Source organism: Streptomyces sp. NBC_01237 (assembly GCF_035917275.1).
Taxonomy (GTDB): domain Bacteria; phylum Actinomycetota; class Actinomycetes; order Streptomycetales; family Streptomycetaceae; genus Streptomyces.
Genome location: NZ_CP108508.1, coordinates 6,052,979 through 6,077,789, shown reverse-complemented (window position 1 = coordinate 6,077,789; position 24,811 = coordinate 6,052,979). Strand labels below are relative to the sequence as shown.

Annotated in this window: 24 protein-coding genes; 14 read left to right on the top strand and 10 right to left on the bottom strand. The window is 71.5% G+C overall.

From position 1 onward, the window contains the following. Positions 1 to 59 precede the first annotated feature (59 nt). Positions 60 to 1,013, bottom strand: coding sequence for a LysR family transcriptional regulator (locus tag OG251_RS27215; protein ID WP_326679591.1), 954 nt, complete (start codon positions 1,011 to 1,013; stop codon positions 60 to 62). A 333-nt stretch (positions 1,014 to 1,346) separates the two neighbouring features. On the opposite strand from OG251_RS27215, the gene snpA reads away from it, so the two are divergent. Then, complete coding sequence (gene snpA, locus OG251_RS27210) at positions 1,347 to 2,021, top strand: snapalysin (RefSeq protein ID WP_326679590.1); 675 nt, start codon at positions 1,347 to 1,349, stop codon at positions 2,019 to 2,021. 218 nt (positions 2,022 to 2,239) lie between these two features. Here the strand turns inward: snpA and OG251_RS27205 are convergent, their stop codons facing one another. Next, positions 2,240 to 2,608, bottom strand: coding sequence for a GntR family transcriptional regulator (locus OG251_RS27205; RefSeq protein ID WP_073717891.1), 369 nt, complete (start codon positions 2,606 to 2,608; stop codon positions 2,240 to 2,242). Between the two features lie 2 nt (positions 2,609 to 2,610). After that, complete coding sequence (locus OG251_RS27200) at positions 2,611 to 3,582, bottom strand: DUF1648 domain-containing protein (RefSeq protein ID WP_326679589.1); 972 nt, start codon at positions 3,580 to 3,582, stop codon at positions 2,611 to 2,613. 138 nt (positions 3,583 to 3,720) lie between these two features. Here OG251_RS27200 and OG251_RS27195 point away from each other — a divergent pair, with 138 nt between their 5' ends. Both OG251_RS27195 and OG251_RS27190 read left to right on the top strand, forming a co-directional pair. After that, positions 3,721 to 5,034 carry a hypothetical protein gene (locus tag OG251_RS27195; protein WP_326679588.1) on the top strand — a complete coding sequence of 438 codons (1,314 nt, stop codon included), beginning with the start codon at positions 3,721 to 3,723 and terminating at the stop codon, positions 5,032 to 5,034. After that, positions 5,031 to 5,447, top strand: a complete 417-nt coding sequence (locus OG251_RS27190) for a hypothetical protein (RefSeq protein WP_326679587.1) — start codon at positions 5,031 to 5,033, stop codon at positions 5,445 to 5,447. Before OG251_RS27195 ends, OG251_RS27190 begins: the two co-directional genes overlap by 4 nt. Here OG251_RS27190 and OG251_RS27185 read toward each other — a convergent pair. Then, a complete protein-coding gene (locus tag OG251_RS27185) occupies positions 5,392 to 7,575 on the bottom strand; it encodes a tetratricopeptide repeat protein (protein WP_326679586.1) in 2,184 nt (727 codons plus the stop codon). The genes OG251_RS27190 and OG251_RS27185 overlap by 56 nt on opposite strands. A gap of 221 nt (positions 7,576 to 7,796) precedes the next feature. Between OG251_RS27185 and OG251_RS27180 the strand changes: the two genes are divergently transcribed. After that, positions 7,797 to 10,928: an AfsR/SARP family transcriptional regulator gene (locus tag OG251_RS27180; protein ID WP_326679585.1), complete on the top strand. Its 3,132-nt coding sequence runs from the start codon at positions 7,797 to 7,799 to the stop codon at positions 10,926 to 10,928. Between the two features lie 106 nt (positions 10,929 to 11,034). Then, positions 11,035 to 11,181, top strand: coding sequence for a hypothetical protein (locus tag OG251_RS27175; protein WP_326679584.1), 147 nt, complete (start codon positions 11,035 to 11,037; stop codon positions 11,179 to 11,181). Between the two features lie 156 nt (positions 11,182 to 11,337). On the opposite strand, the gene OG251_RS27170 is transcribed toward OG251_RS27175, so the two are convergent. The 4 genes from OG251_RS27170 to OG251_RS27155 all read right to left on the bottom strand — a co-directional run bounded on the left by OG251_RS27170 (position 11,338) and on the right by OG251_RS27155 (position 15,293). Beyond that, positions 11,338 to 12,006 carry a DUF6304 family protein gene (locus OG251_RS27170; protein ID WP_073717894.1) on the bottom strand — a complete coding sequence of 223 codons (669 nt, stop codon included), beginning with the start codon at positions 12,004 to 12,006 and terminating at the stop codon, positions 11,338 to 11,340. Between the two features lie 57 nt (positions 12,007 to 12,063). Beyond that, on the bottom strand, positions 12,064 to 12,660 hold the full coding sequence (locus OG251_RS27165; RefSeq protein ID WP_326679583.1) for a GNAT family N-acetyltransferase: 597 nt from the start codon (positions 12,658 to 12,660) through the stop codon (positions 12,064 to 12,066). Positions 12,661 to 12,748: 88 nt separating this feature from the next. Beyond that, entirely contained in the window at positions 12,749 to 13,792 is a 1,044-nt protein-coding gene (locus tag OG251_RS27160; protein WP_326681430.1) for a family 2 encapsulin nanocompartment cargo protein polyprenyl transferase, read from the bottom strand. A 94-nt stretch (positions 13,793 to 13,886) separates the two neighbouring features. Then, positions 13,887 to 15,293: a family 2B encapsulin nanocompartment shell protein gene (locus OG251_RS27155; protein ID WP_326679582.1), complete on the bottom strand. Its 1,407-nt coding sequence runs from the start codon at positions 15,291 to 15,293 to the stop codon at positions 13,887 to 13,889. A gap of 178 nt (positions 15,294 to 15,471) precedes the next feature. Between OG251_RS27155 and OG251_RS27150 the strand changes: the two genes are divergently transcribed. The 4 genes from OG251_RS27150 (at position 15,472) to OG251_RS27135 (ending at position 19,052) form a co-directional block, all read left to right on the top strand. Further along, positions 15,472 to 15,918: an RrF2 family transcriptional regulator gene (locus tag OG251_RS27150; RefSeq protein ID WP_326679581.1), complete on the top strand. Its 447-nt coding sequence runs from the start codon at positions 15,472 to 15,474 to the stop codon at positions 15,916 to 15,918. 185 nt (positions 15,919 to 16,103) lie between these two features. Then, entirely contained in the window at positions 16,104 to 17,300 is a 1,197-nt protein-coding gene (locus OG251_RS27145) for a globin domain-containing protein (RefSeq protein WP_326679580.1), read from the top strand. Positions 17,301 to 17,434: 134 nt separating this feature from the next. Further along, positions 17,435 to 18,025 (top strand): N-acetylmuramoyl-L-alanine amidase, encoded by a 591-nt coding sequence (locus OG251_RS27140; RefSeq protein WP_326679579.1) that lies wholly within the window; start codon positions 17,435 to 17,437, stop codon positions 18,023 to 18,025. Between the two features lie 112 nt (positions 18,026 to 18,137). Beyond that, entirely contained in the window at positions 18,138 to 19,052 is a 915-nt protein-coding gene (locus tag OG251_RS27135) for a 1-aminocyclopropane-1-carboxylate deaminase/D-cysteine desulfhydrase (protein ID WP_326679578.1), read from the top strand. On the opposite strand, the gene OG251_RS27130 is transcribed toward OG251_RS27135, so the two are convergent. After that, entirely contained in the window at positions 19,028 to 20,629 is a 1,602-nt protein-coding gene (locus OG251_RS27130; RefSeq protein ID WP_326679577.1) for a Na+/H+ antiporter, read from the bottom strand. The genes OG251_RS27135 and OG251_RS27130 overlap by 25 nt on opposite strands. Positions 20,630 to 20,664: 35 nt before the next feature. Here OG251_RS27130 and OG251_RS27125 point away from each other — a divergent pair, with 35 nt between their 5' ends. From OG251_RS27125 to OG251_RS27115, 3 genes are all read left to right on the top strand, one after another. Continuing rightward, positions 20,665 to 20,925 carry a UBP-type zinc finger domain-containing protein gene (locus OG251_RS27125; RefSeq protein ID WP_326679576.1) on the top strand — a complete coding sequence of 87 codons (261 nt, stop codon included), beginning with the start codon at positions 20,665 to 20,667 and terminating at the stop codon, positions 20,923 to 20,925. 232 nt (positions 20,926 to 21,157) lie between these two features. Further along, positions 21,158 to 21,571: an anti-sigma regulatory factor gene (locus tag OG251_RS27120; protein WP_073718917.1), complete on the top strand. Its 414-nt coding sequence runs from the start codon at positions 21,158 to 21,160 to the stop codon at positions 21,569 to 21,571. Then, positions 21,568 to 22,521, top strand: coding sequence for an RNA polymerase sigma factor SigF (locus OG251_RS27115; protein WP_385891694.1), 954 nt, complete (start codon positions 21,568 to 21,570; stop codon positions 22,519 to 22,521). The genes OG251_RS27120 and OG251_RS27115 overlap by 4 nt, the downstream gene beginning before the upstream one ends. A 72-nt stretch (positions 22,522 to 22,593) precedes the next feature. Here the strand turns inward: OG251_RS27115 and OG251_RS27110 are convergent, their stop codons facing one another. Continuing rightward, on the bottom strand, positions 22,594 to 23,046 hold the full coding sequence (locus OG251_RS27110) for a hypothetical protein (RefSeq protein ID WP_326679574.1): 453 nt from the start codon (positions 23,044 to 23,046) through the stop codon (positions 22,594 to 22,596). Between the two features lie 158 nt (positions 23,047 to 23,204). On the opposite strand from OG251_RS27110, the gene OG251_RS27105 reads away from it, so the two are divergent. Further along, positions 23,205 to 24,173 carry a diacylglycerol/lipid kinase family protein gene (locus OG251_RS27105; protein ID WP_326679573.1) on the top strand — a complete coding sequence of 323 codons (969 nt, stop codon included), beginning with the start codon at positions 23,205 to 23,207 and terminating at the stop codon, positions 24,171 to 24,173. 319 nt (positions 24,174 to 24,492) lie between these two features. Beyond that, the gene (locus OG251_RS27100; RefSeq protein ID WP_003953983.1) at positions 24,493 to 24,750 is read left to right on the top strand and encodes a WhiB family transcriptional regulator; all 258 of its coding nucleotides are present in this window, start codon (positions 24,493 to 24,495) and stop codon (positions 24,748 to 24,750) included. Positions 24,751 to 24,811: the final 61 nt, after the last annotated feature.

Sequence of the window (24,811 nt, the reverse complement as noted above, 5' to 3'; positions counted from 1 at the left end):
ACACCAGCACGCTGTCAGCGGAACCGGGAACCTGGCACCCCTGCCCCGCCGCCCCCGCGTCAGGGCGTGCGCGCCAGCGGGCTGCGGTGGCGCAGCAGCCACTCGTGGTATCCGGCCGCCTGCCGGGCGGCCTCCATGTAGGCGGCCTCCAACTCCCCGTACACCGCGCCCATGTCGGCCCCGGGCCGCGAGACCAGCAGCAGCCGTACGGCGAGCGGGTCGTCGCGCAACGGGCGGATCGCCATGTCCTCGCGCGGCCCCGAGGTGGGCTGGCAGGGAGCGACCGCCTCGCCGAGCACGACCAGCGAGGCGGCGGTGAGGTAGTCGCCGTGCAGCACGGGCGGGTCGAGTCCGGCGGCGCCGAGCACCCGGCGTACGCCGTCCCACTCGCCGTCCACCGACGGATCGACCATCCATCGGTCACCGGCCAGGTCCCCGAGGTCCACCACTGGCCGGCCGGCCGCCGGATGGTCGCGGGAGAGCGAGATGAACTGCGGTTCGCGGTCCAGGAGTACGCGCTGCGACAGACCGTCCGGGATCGAGAGCGGACTGCCCTCCACCTCGTGCACGAAGGCCACGTCGAGGCGGCCCGCCTCGACGGTGCGCAGCAGCGCGTGGGCCGAGACGTCGACCCGCAGCGTGATGTCGGTGCCGGGCAGCCGGACCCGCAGCCTGCGCAGCCAGCCGCCGAGCACCCGGCTCGCGGTGGATCCGATGCGCAGCCGCGGGCCGTGCGGACGGGCCGCCTCCGCCTCCGCCAGCGCGTCGCTGACCAGGGCGCTCATGCCGTCGACGAGGGGCCGGGCCCGGCTGAGGACGGCGCGGCCCAGCAGGGTCGGGCGACAGCCGGTCCGTTCGCGCTGGAACAACTCGGCCCCGAGGGTGTTCTCGATCCGCTTCAGCTGGGTGGTCAGGGAGGGCTGGCTGACGCCGAGGCGCCGGGCCGCTTGATGCAGGCTTCCCGTCTCGGCGATGGCGCAGAGCGCCCTGAGGTGTCTCACCTCAAGCTCCATGGCGCCGAGACTATGGCGGCCCGCACTCCGGGCACCAGACGGCACAACCCCACCAAAGGGCGTCAATTCAGCGGGTGTTGGGGCGAGGTAAACGTGCCGATGCCGTGCTGTTCCGGTGCGCGTGACACAGCGGGAGCGTGCGCGTGACACGGCGGGTGGGGGGCGCGCGGCAGAACGGCGGCGGGTGGGCGATAGGGCCGCGCTATCGCCGGTTGACATCATCCGCCCGGGACCTGTGCGCCCCCACACTCTCCCCGTACCGCACCCGTACCGAGTCCGCTCACCGGACACCCCCGCGGCACGGGTTCATCGGACAGGCAGGAGAAACCCCCCATGAGACACCCCAGGACAGTCTTCGCGTCGGCCGTCGCCGGCATCGGTTTCGGGATCGTCGCCGCGCTGGGCACCGCCCCCGCGATCGCCGCCGCCCCGGCGCCCGTCGCCCCCTCCGCCACCGGCACTCAGGCGAGCATCGCCGCGTACACCGGGTCGAGCGAGAACGCCGCCGCGAACCGGGCGTTCTTCGACGCGGTCGTGAAGTCCGTCGCCGAGAAGCGCGCCGCCAACCCGGGCACCCAGGCGGTCACGGTCATCTACAACGCCGCCAACGCCCCGAGCTTCAGCAGCCAGATAGCCAGCAGCGCGCAGATCTGGAACAGCTCCGTCTCCAACGTCAAGCTCCAGCAGGGTTCCAACGCGGACTTCACGTACTACGAGGGCAATGACTCGCGCGGTTCGTACGCGAGCACCGATGGCCACGGCAACGGGTACATCTTCCTCGACTACGCGCAGAACCAGCAGTACAACTCGACCCGGGTCACGGCACACGAGACCGGGCACGTGCTCGGCCTTCCGGACCACTACTCCGGGCCGTGCAGCGAGCTGATGTCCGGCGGCGGCCCCGGCACGTCCTGCACCAACCCCTACCCGAACGCCAACGAGAAGTCTCGGGTGAACTCCCTGTGGCAGAACGGGTTCGCGGCCGCGCTGGGCCGCGCCACCTCCTGACCCACACGCACCAGCCGCCGGCCGGACCGTCATCCCGGGGTCCGGCCGCCGGTTCCCCCATGCCACAAGGGGCCGCTCCGTCACCGGAGCGGCCCCTTGTGGGTGGTACGTGCACGGCCGGGCGGGCCTCCGGCACGTACCGGACCGGGACGCACCGACCGGCACGTGCCGGAGCCGACCGTGTCGGAGCCGACCGTGCCGGATCAGGACTTCGCGGATCAGGGTTTCGCCGGCCCGCCCAGTTCGCCACGGACGAGTGTCAGCAGTTCCTCCTCCGTCATCCCCAGCTCACGTGCGTCCGCGACCACTTCGCGTACGCGCTCCAGCAGCCGGGCCCGGTGCGGCGAGGCTCCCCCGGTGACCACCGCGCCACGGCCACGGCGCAGTTCGATCAGCCCTTCCTCCCGCAGCCGCTGGTATCCGCGGAGCACCGTATGGACGTTGACGCCGAGCGATTCGGCGAGCACCCGGGCGGCGGGCAGGCGTTCGCCCGGGGTCACCGCGCCGTCGGCGACGGCGCGCCGGACCGATGCGGCGATCTGGTCGCCGAGCGGCACGGTGGACGTGGGGTCGACCCGGAAGAGCATGGTCAGCGCCCCGCCCGGTGCCGGTCGGCGAGGGTGTTCAGGAGTGCCGCGCCGGTCGCCGAGTCCTCGACGGTGACGGCGAAGTCACGGCCGCTCGCCAGCCTGGCCACGATGGCCTCTCCCGAGCGGATGATGACCCCGCTCCGGCCGGGACGGATGCGGTAGCCCCATCCGCCGTACTCGGCAACGGCGTTGATCTCCTGACTGCCGGCCGACTCGATCCGCTCCAGCGGCACCCGGACGCGCGGCCAGGGCAGCAGCCCGGAGACGGTGAGGCCGCGCCGGTCCACGGTGACACAGGGCCGGGAGAAGGTCAGCACCAGCAGGCCGAGGACCAGCAGCGGGAGCGCGGCGAGCCATCCGGCGGCGAACAGGAGGACGACCGCCGCGGCGAACAGCGCGAGGGTGGACAGCGGCAGCCACCAGGAGCCGGTCGTGCGCGCCCAGCCCGCGACCTCCCCGTCGGCGAGCGCGATCCGCTCACCGGACCGCGGGTCCCGGCCCGTTCGCGGGTCCCGCGGCGCCGGCACCAGCCGGGCGATCAGCAGTCCGAGCCCACCGCCGAGGACCCCGGCCCCGAGGGTCGCGGCCAGCTGCCACCACGGAAACCCGTCGCCCGGGGCTCCGTCGGCGACGTCCACGTTGATGAACAGCACCGCGGCGAACAGATAGCCGAAGAACGCGGCCATGGCGTACCCGCCGGCGACGGCCCAGTCATGGGCCCGGTCGTAGAACGTGCCCCTGGCCACCGTCCAGGTCCACAGGACGCCGAGCACGCCGAACACCAGCACGATGTTGAGGACGAACCAGGTCCGGCCGATATGGCCGTCGGCATCGCCGGTGGCGTCGAAGTGGGATGCCAGCCGGTCGGGCAGCCGGTCGGCGAGGACGGCGAACAGGATCAGGTCGACGGTCGACGCGAGCAGAAAGGGAAGGGCGGCAAGGGTGATGCGGCCAAGGTTCTTACGTGTCATGAAAACCTCCGTTGTTCGCATGTTAGTAGAACAATGTGAGCGCAGCAAGGTTCCGGCAAGCGCCGGGCAAGCCTGCGGAGCACCGGGCGGGGCAGCCACCGGTCACGGCTACGTTCGACTCCAAGACGGGGGAAATCGATGTCTGCTGTGGAGAGGCCCGTCGGCCTCGTACCCGCCCGCTCCTGCCCGCCCGTGCGACCGCTGCGGCCGACGCCGCGCGAACACCGCGATCCCGGCCAGTGGGTGACCCTCACCGGCTGCCGGAAGGTGCTGATGGTCGTCCACACCGAGGTGTACGGGCAGCGGCTGCGGGATCTGCTGCCGCTCGTGGAATCCGACCTGCGGATCCAGGTGGCCTTCACCATCGCGCCGCACGCGTTCAACGGCGGCGCCGTCCGTTCGCTGCCTGCCGGGGGGACCACCGTGATCCCCTGGGAGGAGGCGGTCCGGACCGAGTTCGATCTCGCGCTCGCCGCCGGCTCGCAGGGCATGGAGCAGGTGCGCGCCCCACTGATCCGGCTGCCCCACGGCATCGGCCACATGAAGCTGTCGCGGGCGGCCGACGGCCCGGACGGGGCGCCCCGGACCGTCGGCGGCCTGGGCAGGAAGTACTTGATGCGGGACGGCAGGGTGGTCCCGAGGTCCATCGTCCTGGCGCACCGCGAGGATCTCGCGGAGCTGGGGAGGTGGTGCCCGGAGGCGCTGCCGGCGGCGGAGGTGGTCGGCGACGCCAGCCACGACCGCCTGGCGGCCAGCCTGCCGCTGCGGGAGCACTACCGCAGGGCGATGGGACTGAGGCCGGGACAGCGGCTCCTGCTGGTCTCCTCCACCTGGGGGACCGGCTCCTCGTTCAACCGGCTGGACGCCCTGCTGCCCCGGCTGCTGGCCGAACTGCCGCGCGAGGAGTACCGGATCGCGCTGCTGGTCCACCCCAACGTCTGGTCCGGGCACGGGCGTTGGCAGGTACACGCGTGGCTGGAGGCGTTCCGGCGGCGCGGGATCGCGATCGTGCCGCCGGAGGCGGACTGGCGCGCCGCGCTGATCGCCTCGGACTGGCTCATCGGCGACCACGGCTCCGTGACGCTGTACGCCACCATGACCCGGGCGCGCATCCTGCTGGCCCGGTTCCCCGAGGCGGACGTCAACCCGCTGTCGCCGGGGGCGGAACTGGCCAGGACCGCCCCGGCGCTCTCCCCCGCGCATCCGGTCACCGAGCAACTCGCCTACGCGGACGCCGAGTACCCGGCCGCGGAGTACGCACGGATCGCCGCCCGGATCTCGTCCGAGCCCGGACAGTTCAATCAGCGGATGCGCGGGGTGCTGTACCGCATGCTCGGCCTCGGCCAGCCCGCCTTCGCCCCGGCCACCCGGCCGCTGCCGCTCCCCGCACCGCTGGATCCCGCCCCTTCGGCGGACCCCTGGGGAGCCGACGGAACGGAGATCTCCGCATGACCGGCGACACCACCGCGAACGGCGGCGAGGACGGCAGGCCCCTGTGCGTCGACCTCGACGGTCCGGCCGGCGAGAGCTGGCGGCAGTGCGCCGACGTCCTGCGCGGCGGGAGGCCCCGCCCGGCCCGTGAGGCCGCACGGGTCGCCCGGCAGGCGCTGGTGCGCTACCCCGGCTGTCTGCTGACCGTCGTGAGCCGCACCGACGGCGGCTGCACGACGGCCTCCTGGCTCGACGGCCGGCCGAGCGTGCGGGTGTACGCGCCCGGCCGCGTACGTCCGGGACGGGGCACCGCCCGGCTCGCCGCCGAGCTGTACGCGCGGCTGATCGACGAGGCCCCGGAGCGTTCCGGTGACCGTGTCAGCGGGCCGCTTCTCCCAGGCGGTCCTCCAGACGCCGGACATCGTCCGCGCTGACGGATGCGTAACGGGCCAGGGACTGCTCGTACCAGCCCCTGGCCTCCGCGCCCTCCCCGCGCTCGGCCGCCGTCTCCCCGAGCATCTCCAGCACCCGGCCCTGCCAGTGCACGGAGCCCGTTGCCTCGAACTCGCCCAGCGCCCGGCCCAGTTCCTCGGCGGCGAGCGCGAAGTCGCCCGCCCCCGCGTGGGCGCGGGCCAGGTGGGCGAGTGCGCGGGCGGCATCGTACGCGTCCCGCACATCGAGGAGTACGGCGCGGGCGCGCGACAGCGGGCCGATCGCCCGCTCGGGGCGGCCCTCCGCCAACTCCACGTCACCTAGGCACAGTTCGGTCAGGGCGGCGCCGCGCCGGTAGCCGGCCGCCTCACGCAGTGCGAGGGCCCGGACGAAGAAGGACCGGGCTTCGGTGAGCCGCCCGGCCAGCCGGTGGGACTGGCCCACACCGTGCAGGGCCTGGGCCTCGGCGACGGAGTCCTGATCTCGCAGGGCGGCCTCGGCGGCCCGCGTGAACCAGGCGACGGCGTCGTCGTGACGGCCCACGTTGCGCAGCCCGGTCCCGCCCGAGGTGAGCATCCGGCTCTCCCCCTGCGGATCACCGGCCCGCCGGGCGGCGGCCAGACCCGCTTCGTGCGCCTCGATCCAGAGGTCGTACGGGCGCAGCCGGAGGAAGAGCGGCCACATGGCATCGGCGAGCTGCCACACCGCGGCGTCCCAGCCGAGGCCGGCCGCTCTCCTCAACACCGCCATCAGATGGGTCCGTTCCGCGTCCAGCCACTCCAGCGCGCCGGTCGCGTCGCCGAAGGGCGGCGGCTGCTCCCGGTCGCAGGCGTAGTCCCGGCGCAGGGTGCGGTGGCTGGGCGACAGCAGGGCCTCGGCGGCCGTGGCGGTGCGCAGATACAGGTCCACGACGCGGCGCACCGTCCGCCGCCGGTCCTCGGGGCTCTCGTCCGCCTCGGCGAGTGCCCCGGCGTGCGCGCGGACGAGGTCGTGGAACCGGAAGCGGTCCAGTCCCGTGACGGGGTCCGGGCCGAGGTCCTCCAGCAGGTTCACCTCGGCCAGCGCGTCGACGATCCGGTCCGCCTCCACCGGGTCGGCCCCGCACGCCGCGGCGGCGACGCGGACGCTGAACACGGACACCGGGATAATGCCCAACTGCCGGTATCCCAGAGCGAGATCAGGCTCAAGGAGCCGGTACGAGGCGTCCAGCGCGGCCCGCACCGCGGGCTCCCCCTCGACCTTGAGGGTGTCCAGGCCGCCGTCCCCGCCCAGGGCGAGCGCCATCGCGGCGAGCGGCTGCCGGGGGCGTACGGCCATCCGGGCCGCCGCGACGCACACCGCCAGCGGAAGGCCCGCGCACAGCGCCGCCACCTCACGGGCCGCCTCGGGCTCACGGCTGACCCGGTCGGAACCGATTCTGCGGCTCAGCAGCTCCACGGTGTCCTCGGTGTCCAGCACTCCCAGCTGCTGGAACACCGCGCCGTCCACCGCCAGTCCGGCGAGCCGGAACCTGCTGGTGACGGCGACGAGGCTGCCCTCGGTGCCCGGCAGCAGGGGGCGCACCTGGCCCGCGCTCACCGCGTTGTCCAGCATCACGGCGATCCGGCGGCCCGCGGTACGGGTACGCCACAGGGCGGCCAGTTCGCCGAGCCCCTGCGGTACCTGCGTGAGGCCCAGGGCCCGCAGGAACTGCGCGAGTATCTCCGCGGGCGGGGCGGGGCTGCCCGTCGCGGAGTGGCCGCGCAGGTCCGCGTAGAACTGCCCGTCGGGGAACTGTTCGCCCATGCCGCGCAGCCAGCTGGACGCGAGCGCGGTCTTCCCCACCCCGGCGGGTCCGCTGATCACCGCGAGCAGGGGCGCGGTCGGTAATCGGCCCGTCATCTCGCGCAGCGAGCCGAGTTCGCTCTCGCGGCCGAGGAAGTACGGGGGCGCGGGCAGCAGTTGACGTGCCGTCGCGACGGCCGGCTCGGGCGCGGTGTGGAAGTGGACTCCGCCGTGGATGCCGTGGGCCTGGACGACGGGACCGCTGAGGGTGGCGTCGCCGCTGACGGTGTTGTCCTGAATATTCGGACCGCGAAGGCCGCCCCGCCCCCCCTCCGCCGTGTGGCCGGACCCCGGTACTGGTTCCATATCTGCCGCCTTCCCCCGTATGCGCCACCATGTACTTGCCCGCGGTCTCTCCGGTCGGCCCGTGGTTTACCCCTTTCTTGGTCCACACAGACCAAAAGCCCTTACACGTTGAACATTTGAGCCAAGATAATCGATCATTCGATGCCATCTTTTGATCAAAGTTGGCATCGTGTCATCCTTTGGCTCTTGCTTTGGTACGCGCCTCGACACGGACGTCAGCGGTGGGTCGTGGCGACGACGGACTGCCGTGGCCGCAGACCGGCGCACGGCGGCACGAGCGGAACAGCCGGTCCGCGCGCGGACCGGCGATGGGGGCGCTGGTGGAATTCGAGATCCGCATCCTGGGGTCGATCGAGTTACGGGTGGACGGGCGGGGTGATCCGCTCGGCACGGCCAAGGAGAGAGCGATGATCGCCGCGCTCGCCGTCGACGCCGGCCGCCCGGTCGCTCTGGACTCCCTGGTCCACCGGCTGTGGGACGACGCCCCGCCCGCGAAACCCCGGGCGAGCCTGCATGTGTACGCGGCGAGAATCCGCCGCAGGCTGGGCGAACGGGCGGGCGGGCCGACCCGTATCGTCCAGCAGGCCCACACGTACTCCCTCGTCGTCGATCCCGACAGCGTGGACAGCCATCGCTTCCAGCGCCTGACCGCCGAGGCGCTCGCCCGGTCCGACGACGGTGACGGGCCCAGGGCCCTGGCCCTGCTGCGCGAGGCCGACAGCCTGTGGCGGGGCGATCCGCTCACCGGGATGCCCGGCCTCTGGGCCGAGAGCGTCAGGACGAACCTGCTCGAAAAGCGCCTCGCCGCGACGCTGACCCGCGTCGGCATCGAACTGCGCACCGGACGGTACGCGGAGCTCGTACCCGACCTCTCCACCCTCTTCGAGCTGCACCCCACGGACGAGACCCTGGCCGGCCACCTCATGGTCGCGAACTACGGCTGCGGTCGGCAGGCCGACGCGCTGCGCACGTTCGACACCGTCCGGCGCCGGCTCGGTGAGGAGTTCGGATCGGATCCGGGCGAGGCGCTGACCAGGCTCTACCAGCTCATCCTGAACCGGGTACCGGTATCCGAGCTCCTGAGCGGCCCCGAGCCGGTGACCACGGCCCCGCACACCCTGCCCAGCCACGGCGACCTCGTGGGCAGGGACCGGGAGATGCTCACCCTCCTCGCCCGTCCGCCGGCGGGCTCGGTGATCGCACTCCAGACCATCAGCGGCATGGGGGGCGTGGGCAAGACACTCCTGGCGCTCCACGCCGCCCGCGCCCTCACCCCGCACTACCCGGACGGACAGCTCCATCTCGACCTGAGCGCACACACCACGGACGGGCACCCGCTGAGCCCCGAGTCCGCGCTCACCCGGCTGCTGAGGGACTTCGGGGTGCCCGTCACGGATCTGCCGGACGACCTGGAGGGGCTGGTGTCCCTGTGGCGCACCCTGCTCAGCACCCGTCGATCGGTGATCGTCCTCGACGACGCGGCGGACGCCGAGCAGGTGGCCCCGCTCCTTCCGGGCACCTCCGAGTCCCTGCTCATCATCACCAGCCGCCGACGGCTCACGGGGCTGCCGGGCATCCGCTCGCTCTTCCTGGACGTCCTGCCGGCCGACGACGCGAGCACGCTGTTCCGCAGGCTGGTGGGCCCGGAGCGGACCTCCGAGCTCGGCGAGGTGGCGGAGATCGTCCGGCTGTGCGGCCACCTTCCGCTGGCCGTGGAGATCGCCGCGGGCAGGCTGGGCTCACGCCCGTCCTGGACCACTTCCCACTTGATCGAAAAACTGTCGCGCGAACACGGACGCCTCAATGAAATCCGGGACGGCTATCGAAAGATCGCCGGAGTGTTCGAGATGTCCTACCACACACTCGGGACCGAAGAGCGAACGATCTTTCGACAGCTGAGCCTGCATTTTGGGCCGGATTTCACCCCCTACTCCGCCGCCGCGCTCACCGGGCTTCCGCTGGAGGAGACGGAGCGCGTCCTGGATTCCCTGCTGGACGCGCATCTCCTCCAGGAACCGGCCCCGGAACGCTTTCGCTTCCATGATCTTGTGGGGGAGTACGCGCGGAGCCTGAGCGCGACGGAGGACCGATACGAAGGTCAACTCCCCGCCGTACGGAGGATGATCGATTTCTATGTCCACGGGGCCGAGAAGGCCGACCGTCTGATCTATCCGCGGCGCCTGAAAACAGATATCGCGGAAACCGCACCGGAGTTCGCCCTGCCCGAATGGCAGGACGCCTCGGCCGCCCGGCACTGGCTCGCGCAGGAGCACGGCGCCCTCGTCGCGGCGGAGCACCGCGCCCGAGGCAACGGACTCACCCGCCAGGCCGCGCGCCTGGCCCACGCGCTCGCGGCCCACCTGGACGAGGAGGGCTACTGGGGCGAGGCACGGCCGATGCACACCGCCGCCGCCGAGTTCTGGCGCGAGAGCGGCGAACGCCGCCCGGAGGCCCTCGCGCTGATCGATCTCGGGACGACGCTGGCACGGGCCGGCCGCTACGAGTCCGCTCTCGCCGCCGGTCATGCCGCCATGCGGGCGGCCGGCACGCTGGACGATCCGGCGACGGACGCCGAAGCGCGTCATCTGCTCGGCGTCATTCACTGGCACAGGGGACAGCTCGACGAAGCCCTTTCCTTCCAGAATCAGACCCTGGAACGCCGGCTCAGGTCGGGTGACATATGGCAGCTCGCGCGGACAAGAAACAACCTCGGCATCACCCACCTCTTTCTCGGAAACCACACGACATCAATGGAATTCTTTGTGTCGGCCCTGAGCGGATTCCGTCGGTCGGGTGATGCGCGCGAAGAATTCAATGTGCTGAACAATCTCTCGGACCTCCACTTCCAGACCGGCGACCGTGAATCCGCGCGACGACTCCTGAAGAAATCGCTGTCGAATCCCCGGCTGGCCGGAACACCTCTGGCCCGCGCCACGGGGCAGGTAAATCTGGCGAACACCATGGAAATGCCGGAGGAAGTGGAAGCCGCGCTGGATCTCTATCGCGAGGCGCTGCTGTCGTTCCGGCAGCTCGGTGACCGGCGCAACGCGTCCATCACCCTGCACCGGATGGGCGTCGCGTTCGAGGAGTCCGGCAACGACGACCAGGCGGTCGCCCACCACGAGCGCGCCCTCGACCTGGCCACCGGCATCGGCGCGGGACACGAGCGCATGCTCGCGCTCCGGGGCATGGCCGCGGCGGAACGGCGGCTGGGCCGCACGCAATCGGCCGCGCGACATCTCGCGGAGGCGCTCACCCTCGCCCAGCACATCGGCACCATGGACGAAGCGGCGCGGACGCAGGCCGAATTCGCCGCTCTCCAAGAAGAATCCGAGGGCGCCGGAACAGAGTGACAGGACCCCGGCGGGAAAACAACGAAATTACCGCCCGACTTGATCACCCGAGGGCATATGGAGAGTATGAGCACTCGGCACGAACGCTGCCGAAGAATCTCCCCGTATGCCTGGAGAAATGCGCACCATGTTCAAGAAGTCACCGATCATGCCCGTGGCATATGCCATTCTGGGCGCCACCCTCGTCGCCCTGATCTGCCTGCCGTCGATGTCCGCACCGAGGAACGTCACGAATACGACGACCGTCAGCTGATCCTCCGACGACGGCGACCGTCACGCCGGTGCGCCGATAAAGGCGCCCGGCGGCGAAACACACCGAAGCGGACCTGAGCCGCAAAAGGCGCGCCCCGTACCGGAATGTGCAATTCCAGTACGGGGCGTGACGGCGGGCGGGCACGGGGCGTGACGGTCAGGCGAGTTCCAGCGGGAACGCGCCCCGGTGGCCGGTCCCGGCCCCCTCGGCCGGGCGCGCCTCGAACTCGCGGCAGCTCCAGATCTCCTGCACGAACCCGCTCCGCCGGTCCCACAGGTCCAGGACGTCGTCCTCGCCCGCCGCTCCCCGGTACGCGTCCTTCGCACCGCGGAAGCAGGCGAGAGCGCCGGAGAGGCCCCGGCCCGGGGCCGGGAAGTAGTCGGAGAAGGCGCAGGCGATACACGTCTGCACCTGTGTGCCGGACGGCAGGATGCGCTGGATCGTGGCCATCGCGGCGGCGAAGTCGCGTTCGGCACGGGCGGATTCATAGACCGCGCCGTCCAGATGCAGGGCGAGGTAGAGGTCCGGATCGCTGCGCCGCAGCGACAGCAGGCAACTGAGCGTGGCCTGGCGGACCGTACCCGCGGAGCGGACCGGAAGCGGGAGATCCCACTCCAGTACGCAGTCGGTGAGGGCGCCGTCCGCCAGGGCGAACATGCCGCTTTCGGGCGGTATCCCGCCCACCGGAACGAGGTCGTCGAAGCTCTCGCCCTCGAAGTCGACTCCCCTGATCCGGATCCGGAGTTGCTGTCCGTCCGTGGTGAGAACGACGGCATCGGAACCCTCGCGGTCCCGGTACCAGCCTGCCCACGACTCATCTGTCATGAGCAGGGACTGTAGCCCGTGCCCGGCGCGGTCCCCGTGGCGCCCTCCACCTGCGCATCAGCCCTTCGCCGGTTCGCGCCACATGGGCCACATGGACGGTCCGTCGGGGAGCTCGACGGCGCGGCCCAGGAAGGTGAAGCCGAGCCGCTCGTAGAGGCCGCGGCTGCGGGCACTGCTGGCCTCCAGGTAGGCCGGGACGCCCTCGCGGTCGCATCGCTCCAGGACCTCTTCGATCAGCGCCGCCCCGATGCCCTCCCCCTGGCGTCCGGGGGAGACACCGACCATGAGCAGATACTCGTGGGCCCGGTCGTGCGGATGGACCGCACCGGTCAGTCTGCCCACCAGTTCGCACCGTTCGTTGCCGGGGTCCGCGGTCCGCCGCATCAGCGCCGGGGTGGGGTCCTCCTCCTCGGGCACCCCGGCCGGCACCGTGAGCCACAGGGCCACGGCGGTGCCGTCCGCCAGCAGGTCGATACGGCCTTCGGCGAGGGCGACATCGACGAAGACGCCGAGGAACTTCCCGTGCACCGCCCGCCGGTGCTCCTCCTCGGGGAAGACCCAGCCGCTCACCGGGTCGTGGTGGAACGCCTCCTCCAGGACCGATACGACCAGGTCCCTGTCCCGCGCGTCCGCACGCCGTGTCCGTACACCCATGACCGGCTCCCGCCCCTTCTTCCGTCCGACCTCGACCGACGGGTGGAATCCTAGAGTTGGGAGGCGGGAGCGGGTCGCGGAAGGCCGGTCAGCGGGTACGGCGCGTGACGAATTCGGCCAGCGCCAGCAGGTCCCCCGCCGCGGCCGGCTCGGGCACCGCGCGGGACAGATGGTGCACCGCGCGCGCCATCCGGTCCGCCGCGCAGACCTGTGCCCAGTCCCGGCCGCCGGCCCGTTCGACGGCGTCGGCGGCCCGCCTCACCTCCCCGGGCGTGTTCATGGCGCCCCGGTAGAGCACGGCCAGGTCGGCGGCGGCGGGGGTGCCCGAGGTGAGCGCGGCCACCACCGGCAGGGACTTCTTGTGGGCGGCCAGATCCGCCCCGGCCGGCTTGCCCGTGTGTGCCGGGTCCCCCCAGATGCCGATCAGATCGTCGATGAGCTGGAAGGAGAGTCCCGCCTCACGTCCGAAGCCGTCCATCGCGCCGACGGCCCGGTCTCCGGCCCCGGCGTACAGGGCGCCGAGCGCGCACGCGCAGCCGAGCAGGGCACCGGTCTTGGCGGTCGCCATCGCGAGGCACTCGTCCAGCGAGACCTCTTCGGGGCCGCGCTCCTCGAAGGCGCAGTCGGCCTGCTGCCCCGCGCACAGCTCGATCACGCAGGCCGAGAGCCGCGCGGAGGCGCGGGCGGAGGCCGGGTGCGGATCCTCGGCCAGCAGCCGCTGGGCGAGGGCGAGCAGGGCGTCGCCCGCGATCACGGCGTCCGGGATACCGAAGACCGCCCAGGCCGTCGGCCGGTGCCGGCGGGTGGTGTCCTCGTCGATGACGTCGTCGTGGAGCAGGGTGAAGTTGTGCGCCAGCTCCACGGCGACGGCGGCGCGGACGGCCCGCTCCGGGTCACCGCCCAGGGCTCGCGCGGCGGCCAGCACGAGCGCGGGCCTGATGGCCTTGCCCGCCTGGCCCGCGGCCGGGCTGCCGTCCGCGTTCGCCCAGCCGAAGTGGTACATCGCGACGCGGCGGATTCCGCCGGGCAGCGACTCCACGGCCGCGCGCAGTTGCGGATCGACGATGCCGCGCGTGCGCTCCAGCAGCGCGGCGGCCTCGTGCCCCTCCGTCGCTGCGTCCGTACTCGTCATGGTCACGGGTCTCTCCCCTGGGTGGTGCGGTGGGTACGGGCGGGGCGGTGGGCCCGGACGGCACTGGCCGGCCGGGCCCACCGGGGGAAAGGGGTCAGTGCCAGCGGCTCACCTCGACGTTCTCCAGTACACCGAGGGCGTCCGGGACCAGGACGGCGGCGGAGTAGTAGGCGGTCACGAGGTAGGAGATGATCGCCTGCTCGTCGATGCCCATGAAGCGGACCGACAGGCTCGGCTCGATCTCGTCCGGGATGCCGCTCTGCTGGAGCCCGATGACGCCCTGGTCGGCCTCGCCGGTCCTCATGCAGATGATCGACGTGGTGCGGGCGTCGGTGACCGGGATCTTGTTGGACGGGAAGATCGGCACCCCGCGCCAGGCCGGTACCTGGTGACCGCCGATGTCCACGCTCTCCGGCAGCAGACCGCGCCTGTTGCATTCGCGGCCGAAGGCGGCGATGGCCTTCGGGTGGGCGAGGAACAGCTTCGATCCCCGCCTCCGCGACAGGAGTTCGTCCATGTCGTCGGGGCTGGGCACCCCGTCGTGCGGCTGGATCCGCTGCCCGTAGTCGCAGTTCTTGAGCAGTCCGAACTCGCGGTTGTTGATCAGCTCGTGTTCCTGGCGCTCGCGCAGCGCCTCGACGGTGAGCCGCAACTGCTGCTCGGTCTGGTTCATCGGCTGGTTGTAGAGATCGGCGACCCGGCTGTGCACCTTCAGCACGGTCTGGGCCACGCTCAGTTCGTACTCGCGCGGCGCCGCGTCGTAGTCCACGAAGGTGTGCGGGACGACCGGCTCACCCACATGGCCCGCGGAGAGGTCGATCGCCGCCTCGCCGTACGGGTTGGTCCGCTGTTGCGGGATGGAGAGCTGACGGGCGAGATGGGCCCGGAGCGAGTCGGATTGGGCCGCGAGGTTGTGCACGTCCGAACGGCGCAGCGTCAGGAGCGTGCAGGGGGTGACGGCGCGGGCGGTGAACTCCCAGGTGGCGTCACCGTCGATCAGGCTCCGGTCGCCGAAGTACGCGCCGTCGGCGAGGACGCCGAGCACCGTCTCGTCCCCGTACGGCCCGGCGCCGATCTTCTCCACCTTGCCGTGCGCCAGCAGGAAGACCCGGTCCGCCGCGTCCCCCGAGGCGGCGAGCACCTCCCCCGCGGCCACGTCCCGCTGTTCGCACCTGCGCGCCAGTTCGGCGAGGACCTCCTCGTCGCCGAACTCCCGCAAGGGCGGCATCTCCCCGAGCTCGGCGGGGATGACGGCGACCTGGTCGCCGGTCTGCACGAAGGTCACCCGGCCGTCGCCGACCGCATAGCTGAGCCGACGGTTCACCCGGTACGTACCGCCCTGTACCTGCACCCACGGCAGCATCCGCAGCAGCCACCGCGAGGTGATCTCCTGCATCTGCGGCGCGGACTTGGTGGTCGTCGCGAGGTTCCGCGCAGCCGCCGTGCCCAGACTCTGCTGCGGCGGGGCCTGCGTGTCGCGAACCTCTTCACCAACGGACATCTGACGTCCTTTCGATCATGGGCTGACCTGCGTGCAGAAGCCTTTCAGCACGGTGAGTTGCTTCGCCATTACACAAACGAGTGTGACTAACCGGGCCTCGAACGGGGCACGTTGCTCAGTGTCGCCCCGCGCACGCCTTAATTTGCATCAGGCATGCCACTTATCTAGCCTGAGCGTCATGCGGCTGACGAGATTCACCGATGTGGCACTGCGCGTGCTCATGCGACTGGCCGTCGCGCGGGACGAGGATCCGCCGACCACCCGGGAGGTCGCGGCCACCATGCGTGTGCCGTACACCCACACCGCCAAGGTCGTCGCCCGCCTCCAGCACCTCGGTCTGGTCGACGCGCGCCGCGGCCGCGGCGGCGGGCTCACCCTCACCTCGGCCGGTCACCGCGCCTCGGTCGGCACGCTCGTACGGGAACTGGAGGGTGCGGACGAGGTGGTCGAGTGCGAGGGCGACACCCCGTGCCCACTGCGCTCCGGCTGCCGGCTGCGCGGTGCGCTGCGCCGGGCGCAGGAAGCGTTCTACGCCACGCTCGACCCGGTCACCGTCACCGAACTCGTCTCCTCCCCCACCGGACCGCTGCTGATCGGCATCAGCACGGGCCCCGCACCGGACTGACCCACCGGGGCGTCCGGCACCGCGAGCGCCGGCACCCCGAGCCGCGCCGCCCCGCGACCAGCACTCCACCGCGCGTTCCGCCCCGCCGGCCGCCCCGCCGCGGCCCGCGCCATCCCGGCCGAAAATACGCATCCCACATTCCAATTAATTACGCCGTCCTCCACCTCACCCCGAGGAGTCCACCGATGCTCTCCGAGACCTCGACAGCCACCGTCCGTGCCACCCTCCCCGCCGTCGGCGCCGCCATCGGGGACATCGCCGACCTCTTCTACCGCAAGCTCTTCGCGGCCCACCCCGAACTGCTCCGCGATCTCTTCAACCGCGGCAACCAGGCGTCCGGCGCCCAGCGCCAGGCCCTCGCCGGTTCCCTCGCCGCCTTCGCGACCCGGCTCGTCGAGGACCCGGACACCCGCCCCGACGTGATGCTGAGCCGCATCGCCCACAAGCACGCCTCGCTCGGGGTGACCGCCGAGCAGTACGAGGTGGTGCACACCCACCTGTTCGCCGCCATCGCCGACGTACTGGGCGACGCCGTCACCCCGGAGGTCGCCGCAGCCTGGGACGAGGTCTACTGGCTGATGGCGGGCGCGCTGATCGCCGTCGAGGAACGCCTCTACGCGCAGCGGGGCGTCGTCGCCGGTGATGTCTGGAGCGAGTGGGAGGTGACCGGCCGGACCGAGGAGACCGCGGATGTCGCGACCTTCCGGCTGCGCCCGGCGGACGGGGCACCCGCCCCCGCCTTCCGGCCCGGCCAGTACGTCTCCGTACAGGTGGAACTGCCCGACGGGGCGCGGCAGATACGCCAGTACAGCCTTTCCCGCGCGCCGGGGTCGCCGCTGCGCTCGATCACCGTCAAGCGGGTGCGGGGCGAGGGGTCCCCGGACGGCGAGGTCTCCCGCCATCTGCACGCCCGCACCCGGACCGGCGACCGGCTGCGCGTCTCCGTCCCCTACGGGGACCTGGTGCTCGACCACACGGACGCCCCGCTGCTGCTCGCCTCCGCGGGCATCGGCTGCACCCCGATGCTGTCGATGCTGGAGCACCTGGCGGACACCGGCCACCGCTCCCCGGTCACCGTCGTGCACGGCGACCGCTCGCCCGCCACGCACGCCCTGCGCACCGACCACGCGCTGTTCACCGGCAGACTCCCGGGCGGCGAAGCGCACTTCTGGTACGAGGACCCGGAGCCCGGCCACCGGGCCGACCGCACCGGCCGGGTCGATCTGACCGGCCTCGGCGTCCCGCCCGGAACGCACGCCTACCTCTGCGGACCGCTCCCCTTCATGCGCGCCGTCCGCGGCCAGTTGCTGGCCAAGGGGGTCCGGGCGGCAGACATCCACTACGAGGTGTTCGGGCCGGACCTCTGGCTCGCCGCCGGCTGACGCGGCGCCCCCGGGGCTGCTCACGGACGTGTCCGGATCGGCTCGCACACCGTACGAACAAATAGCCCAGAAGGCTGCGTTCCGGTACAAGCGGTGTACGGACACACTCCCCACACGCTCCAAAGGAGTCGGCCATGTCCTCACCCATGTCCGCGAGCAGCTTCCTCAAGGCCCTCAAGGACGAAGGTCTCACCGTCGTCCAGGTCGGCGACTGGCGTACGCACAACCGCGACGACAAGGGCCCCTGGGGGCCGGTGCACGGCGTGATGATCCACCACACCGCCACCAGGGGCACCGACCACACCGTCCAGATCTGCCGTGACGGCCACGCGGGCCTTCCCGGCCCCCTGTGCCACGGCGTCATCGCCAAGGACGGCCGCGTCCATCTCGTCGGCCACGGCCGCGCCAACCACGCCGGTCTCGGCGACGACGACGTCCTGCGCGCCGTCATCGCCGAGAAGCGGCTCCCCTCCGACAACGAGGCCAACACCGACGGAAACCGGCACTTCTACGGTTTCGAGTGCGAGAACCTCGGCGACGGGGAGGACCCCTGGCCCGCCGTGCAGCTCGAAGCGATCGAGAGGGCGGCCGCGGCGATCTGCCGCCACCACCGCTGGGGAGCGCCCTCGGTCATCGGTCACCGGGAGTGGCAGCCGGGCAAGGTCGACCCGGCGGGCTTCACCATGGACTCCCTGCGCGAGCGGATCCACGACCGTCTGAAGTGACGCCCCGTGCACCCGCCGGAAACGTGCACCCGCCGGAAACGCGGGCCCGTCGGCGAGCACGTCCGCCGGGGGCACGGGGCGCCCTCGTCGGCCACCCCGTGACAATGGACGCATGCACCACGAAGCGCAGGGCGGCGCCGGACCGCGGCCCGTCCTCCCCTCGCCGCTGCGGCCCGCCGAGGACGAGCGCTTCCGGCGGCACGGCGTGAGCCTGCTGCTCAAGCGCGACGACCTGATCCACCCGGACCTGCCGGGCAACAAGTGGCGCAAGCTCTCCCTCAACCTGGCGGCCGCCGCCGGCCGGACCGTGCTGACCTTCGGCGGCGCCTACTCCAACCATCTGCGGGCCACCGCCGCCGCCGGACGGCTCCTCGGTTTCCCCACGGTCGGTGTCGTCCGCGGCGACGAACTGGCGCACCGCCCGCTCAACCCGTCGCTCGCCCGGTGCGCGGCCGACGGCATGCGTCTGCACTTCGTGGACCGCTCGACGTATCGCGCGAAGACCGATCCTGGCGTCCTGGACGGGCTGCTGAGGCTCTTCGGGGACGTGGACGTCCTCCCGGAGGGCGGCAGCAACGCACTGGCCGCACAGGGCTGCACAGAGCTCGGGCGCGAGTTGCGCGGGCACACCGATGTGGCGGCCGTGGCCTGCGGTACCGGCGGCACCCTGGCCGGCCTCGCCGCGGGCCTGGCCCCCGGCCAGCGGGCCCTGGGCATCCCGGTCCTGCGCGGCGGCTTCCTCGGCGAGGCGGTGGCCCGGCTGCAGCGCGAGGCGTTCGGCGGCCCGGCCGGACAGTGGTCCCTGGACGAGCGCTTCCACTTCGGCGGCTACGCCCGTACGCCCCCGGAGCTGCACGCCTTCGCCGAGAACTTCGAGGACCGGCACGGTCTGCCCGTCGAGCGGGTGTACGTCGCCAAGCTGCTGTACGCGCTGACGGCGCTGACCGGGGCGGGCGCCTTCGCTCCGGGAACGACGGTGACCGCCGTGGTGACGGGCACCCCCTACGAGTCGTCCGTCTCCCGGTAGGCCGCCGCCTCCTCCAGGTCGAGGCGGCGCAGCAGGGTCCGCAGCATCTCGTCGTCGATCCGCCGCTCGTCCCGCAGGCGTACGAAGACCTCCCGCTCGGCCTCGATCATTTCGCGTGCGAGGCGCCGGTAGGTGTCGTCCGCCGATTCCCCGGTGACCGGGTTGGCCGCGCCCAGCCGCTCCCACACGGCGTTGCGGCGCCGCTCCAGAACGGTGCGCAGCCGGTCGGCGAGGGGCGGCGGCAGGCTGTTGCGCCCGTCGTCCAGGAGTTCGTCCAGGCGCGCTTCCGCGGCCGTGGACGCCTCGCTCTGCGCCTGCGCCTCGGCCAGCGTCTCCGCCTGGAGATCACGCCCCGGGAGCTTCAGCACCCGTACCAGGAGCGGCAGGGTGAGGCCCTGGATCACCAGCGTGCCGATGACCGTGGTGAAGGTCAGGAACAGCACCAGGTTCCGGGCCGGGAAGTCCTCCCCGTCATGCATGACCATCGGGATGGAGAACGCGATGGCGAGCGAGACGACCCCGCGCATCCCGGCCCATCCGACGATGAGCGGCGCGGTCCAGTCGGTCCCGGGTTCACGTTCCCGGATGCGCCGGGAGAGCCACCGGGGCAGATACGTGGCCGGATAGACCCAGACGAAGCGCACCACGACGACCGCGAGGAACACCGCCAGCGCGTAGCCGAGCGCCTCCCCGACCCCGTACGCGCCGAGCCCCTTCAGTACGAAGGGCAGCTGGAGCCCGATGAGGGCGAACACGGCGGACTCCAGGACGAAGGCGACCATCTTCCAGACCGCCGCCTCCTGGAGCCGGGTCGCGAAGTCGACCTGCCACGAGCGGTGTCCCAGGTACAGCGCGACGACGACCACCGCGAGGACACCGGAGGCATGCACCCGTTCGGCCGCCGCGTACGCCACGAAGGGGATCAGCAGGGACAGCGTGTTCTGGAGGAGTGCCTCCTTGAGGTGGGTGCGCAGCCAGTGCAGCGGCACCATCAGCACCAGCCCCACGCCGACCCCGCCGAACGCCGCCAGCAGGAACTCACCGATCCCGGCGCCCCAGCTCATCCCCTCACCGACCGCCGCGGCCAGCGCCACCTTGTAGGCGGTGATGGCGGTGGCGTCGTTCACCAGGGACTCGCCCTGGAGAATCGTGGTGACCCGGGCGGGCAGCCCGACCCGGCGGGCGATGGCGGCGGCCGTCACGGCGTCCGGCGGGGCGATCACCGCCCCGAGGACCAGCGCCGCCGTCAGCGGCAGGTCGGGCACCATCAGATAGGCCAGCCAGCCCACCGCGAACGTCGCGAAGAGCACGTACCCCACGGAGAGCAGGGCGACCGGCCTCGCGTTGGCCCGCAGATCGAGGTACGAGCTGTCGACCGCCGCCGTGTAGAGCAGCGGCGGCAGCAGCAGCGGGAGCACGATGTGCGCGTCCAGGGTGTACGACGGCACCCCCGGCAGATACGCGGCCACCAGCCCCGCGGTGACCAGCAGCAGCGGGGCGGGCACGGGCGTCCGGCGCGCCGCCCCCGCGACCGCCGCACTGGCCGCGACCAGGGCAACCAGCGGCAATGCGTCCATCTCACGGTCCTCACATCCGTCGTAACCTGGCAATCATGAGTGAGTGCCCGCATGTTCTCGAACTGCCGCGCCCCGAGCCCGCCCCGCTCAGCGACACCTGCCTCGAATGCCTGGCCGCGGGCAGCCACCCCGTACAGCTGCGCCTGTGCCTGGCCTGCGGGCATGTCGGCTGCTGCGACTCGTCGCCCCTGAGGCACGCCTCCGCGCACTTCGAGGAGTCCGGTCATCCGGTGATGCGGAGCTTCGAGCAGGGCGAGAGCTGGCGCTGGTGCTTCCAGGACGGTTCGATCGTCTGACGTCTGGGTACGTCAATCCGGCGCCGGTTCTTCGCAATTGGCCGCTGCAGACCTCTAGCCACTGTGCGTACTCATGGGCTTACCATGAGTGACGAGTAGGGGTTGGGGTCCTGGCGACACGGCATCATGGTTCGCGATAGCGTCGCCGAGCCAAGAACCGACGACGGACCGCATGGCTCCGGGCCACTTCTCCCGGAACCTCGAAAGAGTTTGTGCCACCTTGGAGGTGAGGGTGTCCCAGATCGCAGGCGAGCCCGGGAATCAGGACTTCGTAGAGGTCCGGCTGCCCGCTGCGGGTGCCTACCTGTCGGTGCTGCGAACGGCCACGGCCGGTCTCGCAGCGCGTTTGGACTTCACTCTCGACGAGATCGAGGATCTTCGCATCGCGGTCGACGAGGCCTGCGCGATCCTGCTTCAGCAGGCCGTGCCGGGTTCCGTCCTCAGCTGCGTGTTCCGTCTCGTCGACGACTCTCTCGAGGTGACGGTGTCGGCCCCCACGACGGACGGCCGCGCGCCCGAGCGTGACACCTTCGCCTGGACGGTGCTCTCCGCACTGGCCGGAAAGGTCGATTCCACGGTCGCCGAAGACCGTACGGTCAGCATCAGCCTCTACAAGCAACGCGGCGCGGGCCCCGGGCCGGCGTGAGCGACGGGAACGGGGACGGTCCTGTGCGGGACGAGACGATCCGACCCGGGGTGGTGCGCCCAGCAGGCATCCCGGAGCAACAGGCCCGGCCGCATCCGGTGGACGGAGCGGACGGGTCCGAGAGCCGTACGGTCGCGGTGGAGCAGTCGCAGGCAGAGCGGGCGGTCCAGATGAGCGAGCACGCGCACCACGATCCACACGACCGCAGCGGGGCGCGGGCCCTGTTCATCGAGCTGCGGGAGCTGCCCGACGGCTCGGCCGAGAAGGCGGAGCTGCGCAATCGGCTGGTCCGGATGCATCTGCCGCTCGTGGAGCATCTGGCCCGCCGCTTCCGCAACCGGGGCGAGCCGCTGGACGACCTGACCCAGGTCGCCACGATCGGGCTCATCAAGTCGGTGGACCGGTTCGACCCGGACCGGGGCGTGGAGTTCTCGACGTACGCGACCCCCACCGTCGTCGGCGAGATCAAGCGCCACTTCCGCGACAAGGGCTGGGCGGTGCGGGTGCCGCGCCGCCTCCAGGAGCTGCGGCTCTCGCTGACCACGGCGACCGCGGAACTCTCCCAGCAGCACGGCCGCTCACCGACCGTGCACGAGCTGGCGGAGCGCCTGGGCATCTCCGAGGAGGAGGTGCTGGAGGGCCTGGAGTCGGCCAACGCCTACAGCACCCTGTCGCTGGACGTCCCGGACACGGACGACGAGTCGCCCGCGGTCGCGGACACCCTGGGCTCCGAGGACGAGGCGCTGGAGGGCGTCGAGTACCGGGAGTCGCTGAAGCCGCTGCTGGAGGACCTGCCGCCGCGCGAGAAGCGCATTCTGCTGCTGCGCTTCTTCGGGAACATGACCCAGTCGCAGATCGCGCAGGAGGTCGGCATCTCACAGATGCATGTCTCGCGGCTGCTGGCCCGCACCCTCGCCCAGCTGCGCGAGCGCCTGCTCGTGGAGGAGTAGGGCCGCACAGCGCAGACCGCCCGGGACGGGCCGCCGGAGCGGTGGCGGCCGCGGCCCCCCGGTCGTGGTCGCTCAGGCGTCGGGGGTCGTACGCGGCCCCCGGCGGATGCCCAGCTCCCGGCTGGTCGCCGGGTTCAGCACGAGCACGAGACCGGTCACGGCGACCGCGGCCAGGACGATCCCGGTGGGGATCAGCGCACCCTGGGCCCGCAGCAGCGTCCAGGCCACCGGCAGTGCCATGAGCTGCGTGACGAGCGCGGGCCCCCGGCTCCAGGCGCGCCGCAGCAGCAGCCCGCGGGCGGCGAACAGCGGAATCAGGCCGAGCGCGACGAGGGTGACCCCGCCGGTCTCCGCCTGCTGGGGGCTCTCGGGCCGGCCGAGCACCCCCATGACCAGCATGTAGATCCCGCCGATGACGAGCGCCGCCCCTTCGAGGGCGTTGAGTCCGGCGAGGACGGCGATCCTGCCCGGCTTCTCCCCGGTGGCCGGAGGGGGCGAAGAGGGCGTGTTCTGCTGAGTACTCACGCCTCTCAGGTTGGCATCCCCGGGCGGTGAAAGCGAAGCCGGGGTACGGGGCGGCGGGTCCGCGGGCCGGGACCCGGGCCGTTCACAGCGCGTGACGAAGGCGAACGCAACGGATCCGGACTACGGAGCGGTACCACCCGGTAGGTACTCTGGCGGGCATGCGCGCACTCCTCGTGGTCAACCCAGCTGCTACCACCACCAGTGCGCGGACCCGTGACGTGCTCATTCACGCGCTGGCGAGCGAGATGAAGCTGGAAGCGGTGACCACCGAGTACCGCGGGCACGCCCAGGACCTCGGGCGCCGGGCCGCGGACAGCGACGACATCGATCTGGTGGTCGCCCTCGGCGGCGACGGGACGGTCAACGAGGTCGTGAACGGGCTGCTGCACAGGGGCCCCGATGTGGACAGCCTGCCGAAGCTCGCGGTGGTTCCCGGCGGCTCCACCAATGTCTTCGCACGCGCCCTGGGGCTGCCCAACGACGCCGTGGAGGCGACCGGCGCGATTCTGGACGCGCTGGAGCAGCGGAGCGAGCGCACGGTCGGCCTGGGGCTGGCGGCCGGCACCCCGGGCACGGCGGACGAAGCCGTCCCGGAACGCTGGTTCACTTTCTGTGCCGGGCTCGGTTTCGACGCGGGAGTCATCGGCCGGGTCGAACAGCAGCGCGAGCGGGGCAGGCGGTCCACCCATGCCCTGTACGTACGCCAGGTGGTGCGGCAGTTCCTTGAGGAGCCGCACCGGCGGCACGGGATGATCACGCTGGACATTCCCGGCCAGGAGCCGGTCACCGACCTCGCGCTGTCCATAATCTGCAACACCGCCCCCTGGACCTACCTGGGCAATCGCCCGATATACGCGTCCCCGAAGGCATCCTTCGACACCGCCCTGGACATCCTCGGCCTGAAGCGCCTTTCCACTCCCGCGGTGACCCGGTACGCCACTCAGCTGCTCACTTCGAGCCCCGAGAAGGGCCCTCACGGGAAGCACGCAGTTTCACTTCATGACCTCACGGACTTCACCTTGCATTCAAAGGCTCCACTACCCTTCCAGATGGACGGCGACCACCTGGGACTGCGTACGAGCGTGACGTTCACAGGCGTACGCCGTGCACTGCGTGTGATTGTGTGAGTGGAAGGGCCTAAAGTCCTTTAACTCGAACGTTTGGGCTGGCCCCCACCCCTTAGAAGTACGGCTGTGACCTAGCCGACACCGAGGAATCAAAAAAAACTTTCCAGAAGGGGTTGTATCCGTCGCCGAGGTTTGCGAATCTCTACATGGCGATCGGGACGGCCCGCAACACCGGCCTCCACTGAGAGCCAGAACCCCTCCTCACCTCACAGACCACATCCAGTTCTCCTGGGAGTCGGCCCGTCATCTGCGGGGGGATTCGTGAAAGCGTTCACATTCACAAGCAACAAGCATGTAATACCAAGGAGAGGTAGCAGCCATGGACTGGCGTCACAACGCCGTTTGTCGTGAGGAAGACCCCGAGCTGTTCTTCCCCATCGGCAACACCGGTCCTGCGCTGCTGCAGATCGAGGAAGCCAAGGCCGTCTGCCGTCGCTGCCCCGTCATGGAGCAGTGCCTGCAGTGGGCGCTCGAGTCCGGCCAGGACTCCGGCGTCTGGGGTGGCCTCAGCGAGGACGAGCGCCGCGCGATGAAGCGCCGTGCCGCTCGCAATCGGGCGCGTAACGCCAGCGCCTGACCGACCCCCCGCGACGAGCCTCAGCCCGGCGGCGCGTACAGAGCGTACGCACAGCCCCGCC

What these genes read in the sequence shown, in the direction of transcription:
- OG251_RS27215 (WP_326679591.1), bottom strand. Translation starts at nt 1,013, where the DNA reads ATGGAGCTTGAGGTGAGACACCTCAGGGCGCTCTGCGCCATCGCCGAG.
- OG251_RS27140 (WP_326679579.1), top strand. Translation starts at nt 17,435, where the DNA reads ATGTCCTCACCCATGTCCGCGAGCAGCTTCCTCAAGGCCCTCAAGGAC.
- OG251_RS27135 (WP_326679578.1), top strand. Translation starts at nt 18,138, where the DNA reads ATGCACCACGAAGCGCAGGGCGGCGCCGGACCGCGGCCCGTCCTCCCC.
- OG251_RS27160 (WP_326681430.1), bottom strand. Translation starts at nt 13,792, where the DNA reads ATGACGAGTACGGACGCAGCGACGGAGGGGCACGAGGCCGCCGCGCTG.
- OG251_RS27170 (WP_073717894.1), bottom strand. Translation starts at nt 12,006, where the DNA reads ATGACAGATGAGTCGTGGGCAGGCTGGTACCGGGACCGCGAGGGTTCC.
- OG251_RS27105 (WP_326679573.1), top strand. Translation starts at nt 23,205, where the DNA reads ATGCGCGCACTCCTCGTGGTCAACCCAGCTGCTACCACCACCAGTGCG.
- OG251_RS27100 (WP_003953983.1), top strand. Translation starts at nt 24,493, where the DNA reads ATGGACTGGCGTCACAACGCCGTTTGTCGTGAGGAAGACCCCGAGCTG.
- OG251_RS27195 (WP_326679588.1), top strand. Translation starts at nt 3,721, where the DNA reads ATGTCTGCTGTGGAGAGGCCCGTCGGCCTCGTACCCGCCCGCTCCTGC.
- OG251_RS27200 (WP_326679589.1), bottom strand. Translation starts at nt 3,582, where the DNA reads ATGACACGTAAGAACCTTGGCCGCATCACCCTTGCCGCCCTTCCCTTT.
- OG251_RS27165 (WP_326679583.1), bottom strand. Translation starts at nt 12,660, where the DNA reads ATGGGTGTACGGACACGGCGTGCGGACGCGCGGGACAGGGACCTGGTC.
- OG251_RS27190 (WP_326679587.1), top strand. Translation starts at nt 5,031, where the DNA reads ATGACCGGCGACACCACCGCGAACGGCGGCGAGGACGGCAGGCCCCTG.
- OG251_RS27125 (WP_326679576.1), top strand. Translation starts at nt 20,665, where the DNA reads ATGAGTGAGTGCCCGCATGTTCTCGAACTGCCGCGCCCCGAGCCCGCC.
- OG251_RS27185 (WP_326679586.1), bottom strand. Translation starts at nt 7,575, where the DNA reads ATGGAACCAGTACCGGGGTCCGGCCACACGGCGGAGGGGGGGCGGGGC.
- snpA (WP_326679590.1), top strand. Translation starts at nt 1,347, where the DNA reads ATGAGACACCCCAGGACAGTCTTCGCGTCGGCCGTCGCCGGCATCGGT.
- OG251_RS27155 (WP_326679582.1), bottom strand. Translation starts at nt 15,293, where the DNA reads ATGTCCGTTGGTGAAGAGGTTCGCGACACGCAGGCCCCGCCGCAGCAG.
- OG251_RS27150 (WP_326679581.1), top strand. Translation starts at nt 15,472, where the DNA reads ATGCGGCTGACGAGATTCACCGATGTGGCACTGCGCGTGCTCATGCGA.
- OG251_RS27175 (WP_326679584.1), top strand. Translation starts at nt 11,035, where the DNA reads ATGCCTGGAGAAATGCGCACCATGTTCAAGAAGTCACCGATCATGCCC.
- OG251_RS27145 (WP_326679580.1), top strand. Translation starts at nt 16,104, where the DNA reads ATGCTCTCCGAGACCTCGACAGCCACCGTCCGTGCCACCCTCCCCGCC.
- OG251_RS27205 (WP_073717891.1), bottom strand. Translation starts at nt 2,608, where the DNA reads ATGCTCTTCCGGGTCGACCCCACGTCCACCGTGCCGCTCGGCGACCAG.
- OG251_RS27130 (WP_326679577.1), bottom strand. Translation starts at nt 20,629, where the DNA reads ATGGACGCATTGCCGCTGGTTGCCCTGGTCGCGGCCAGTGCGGCGGTC.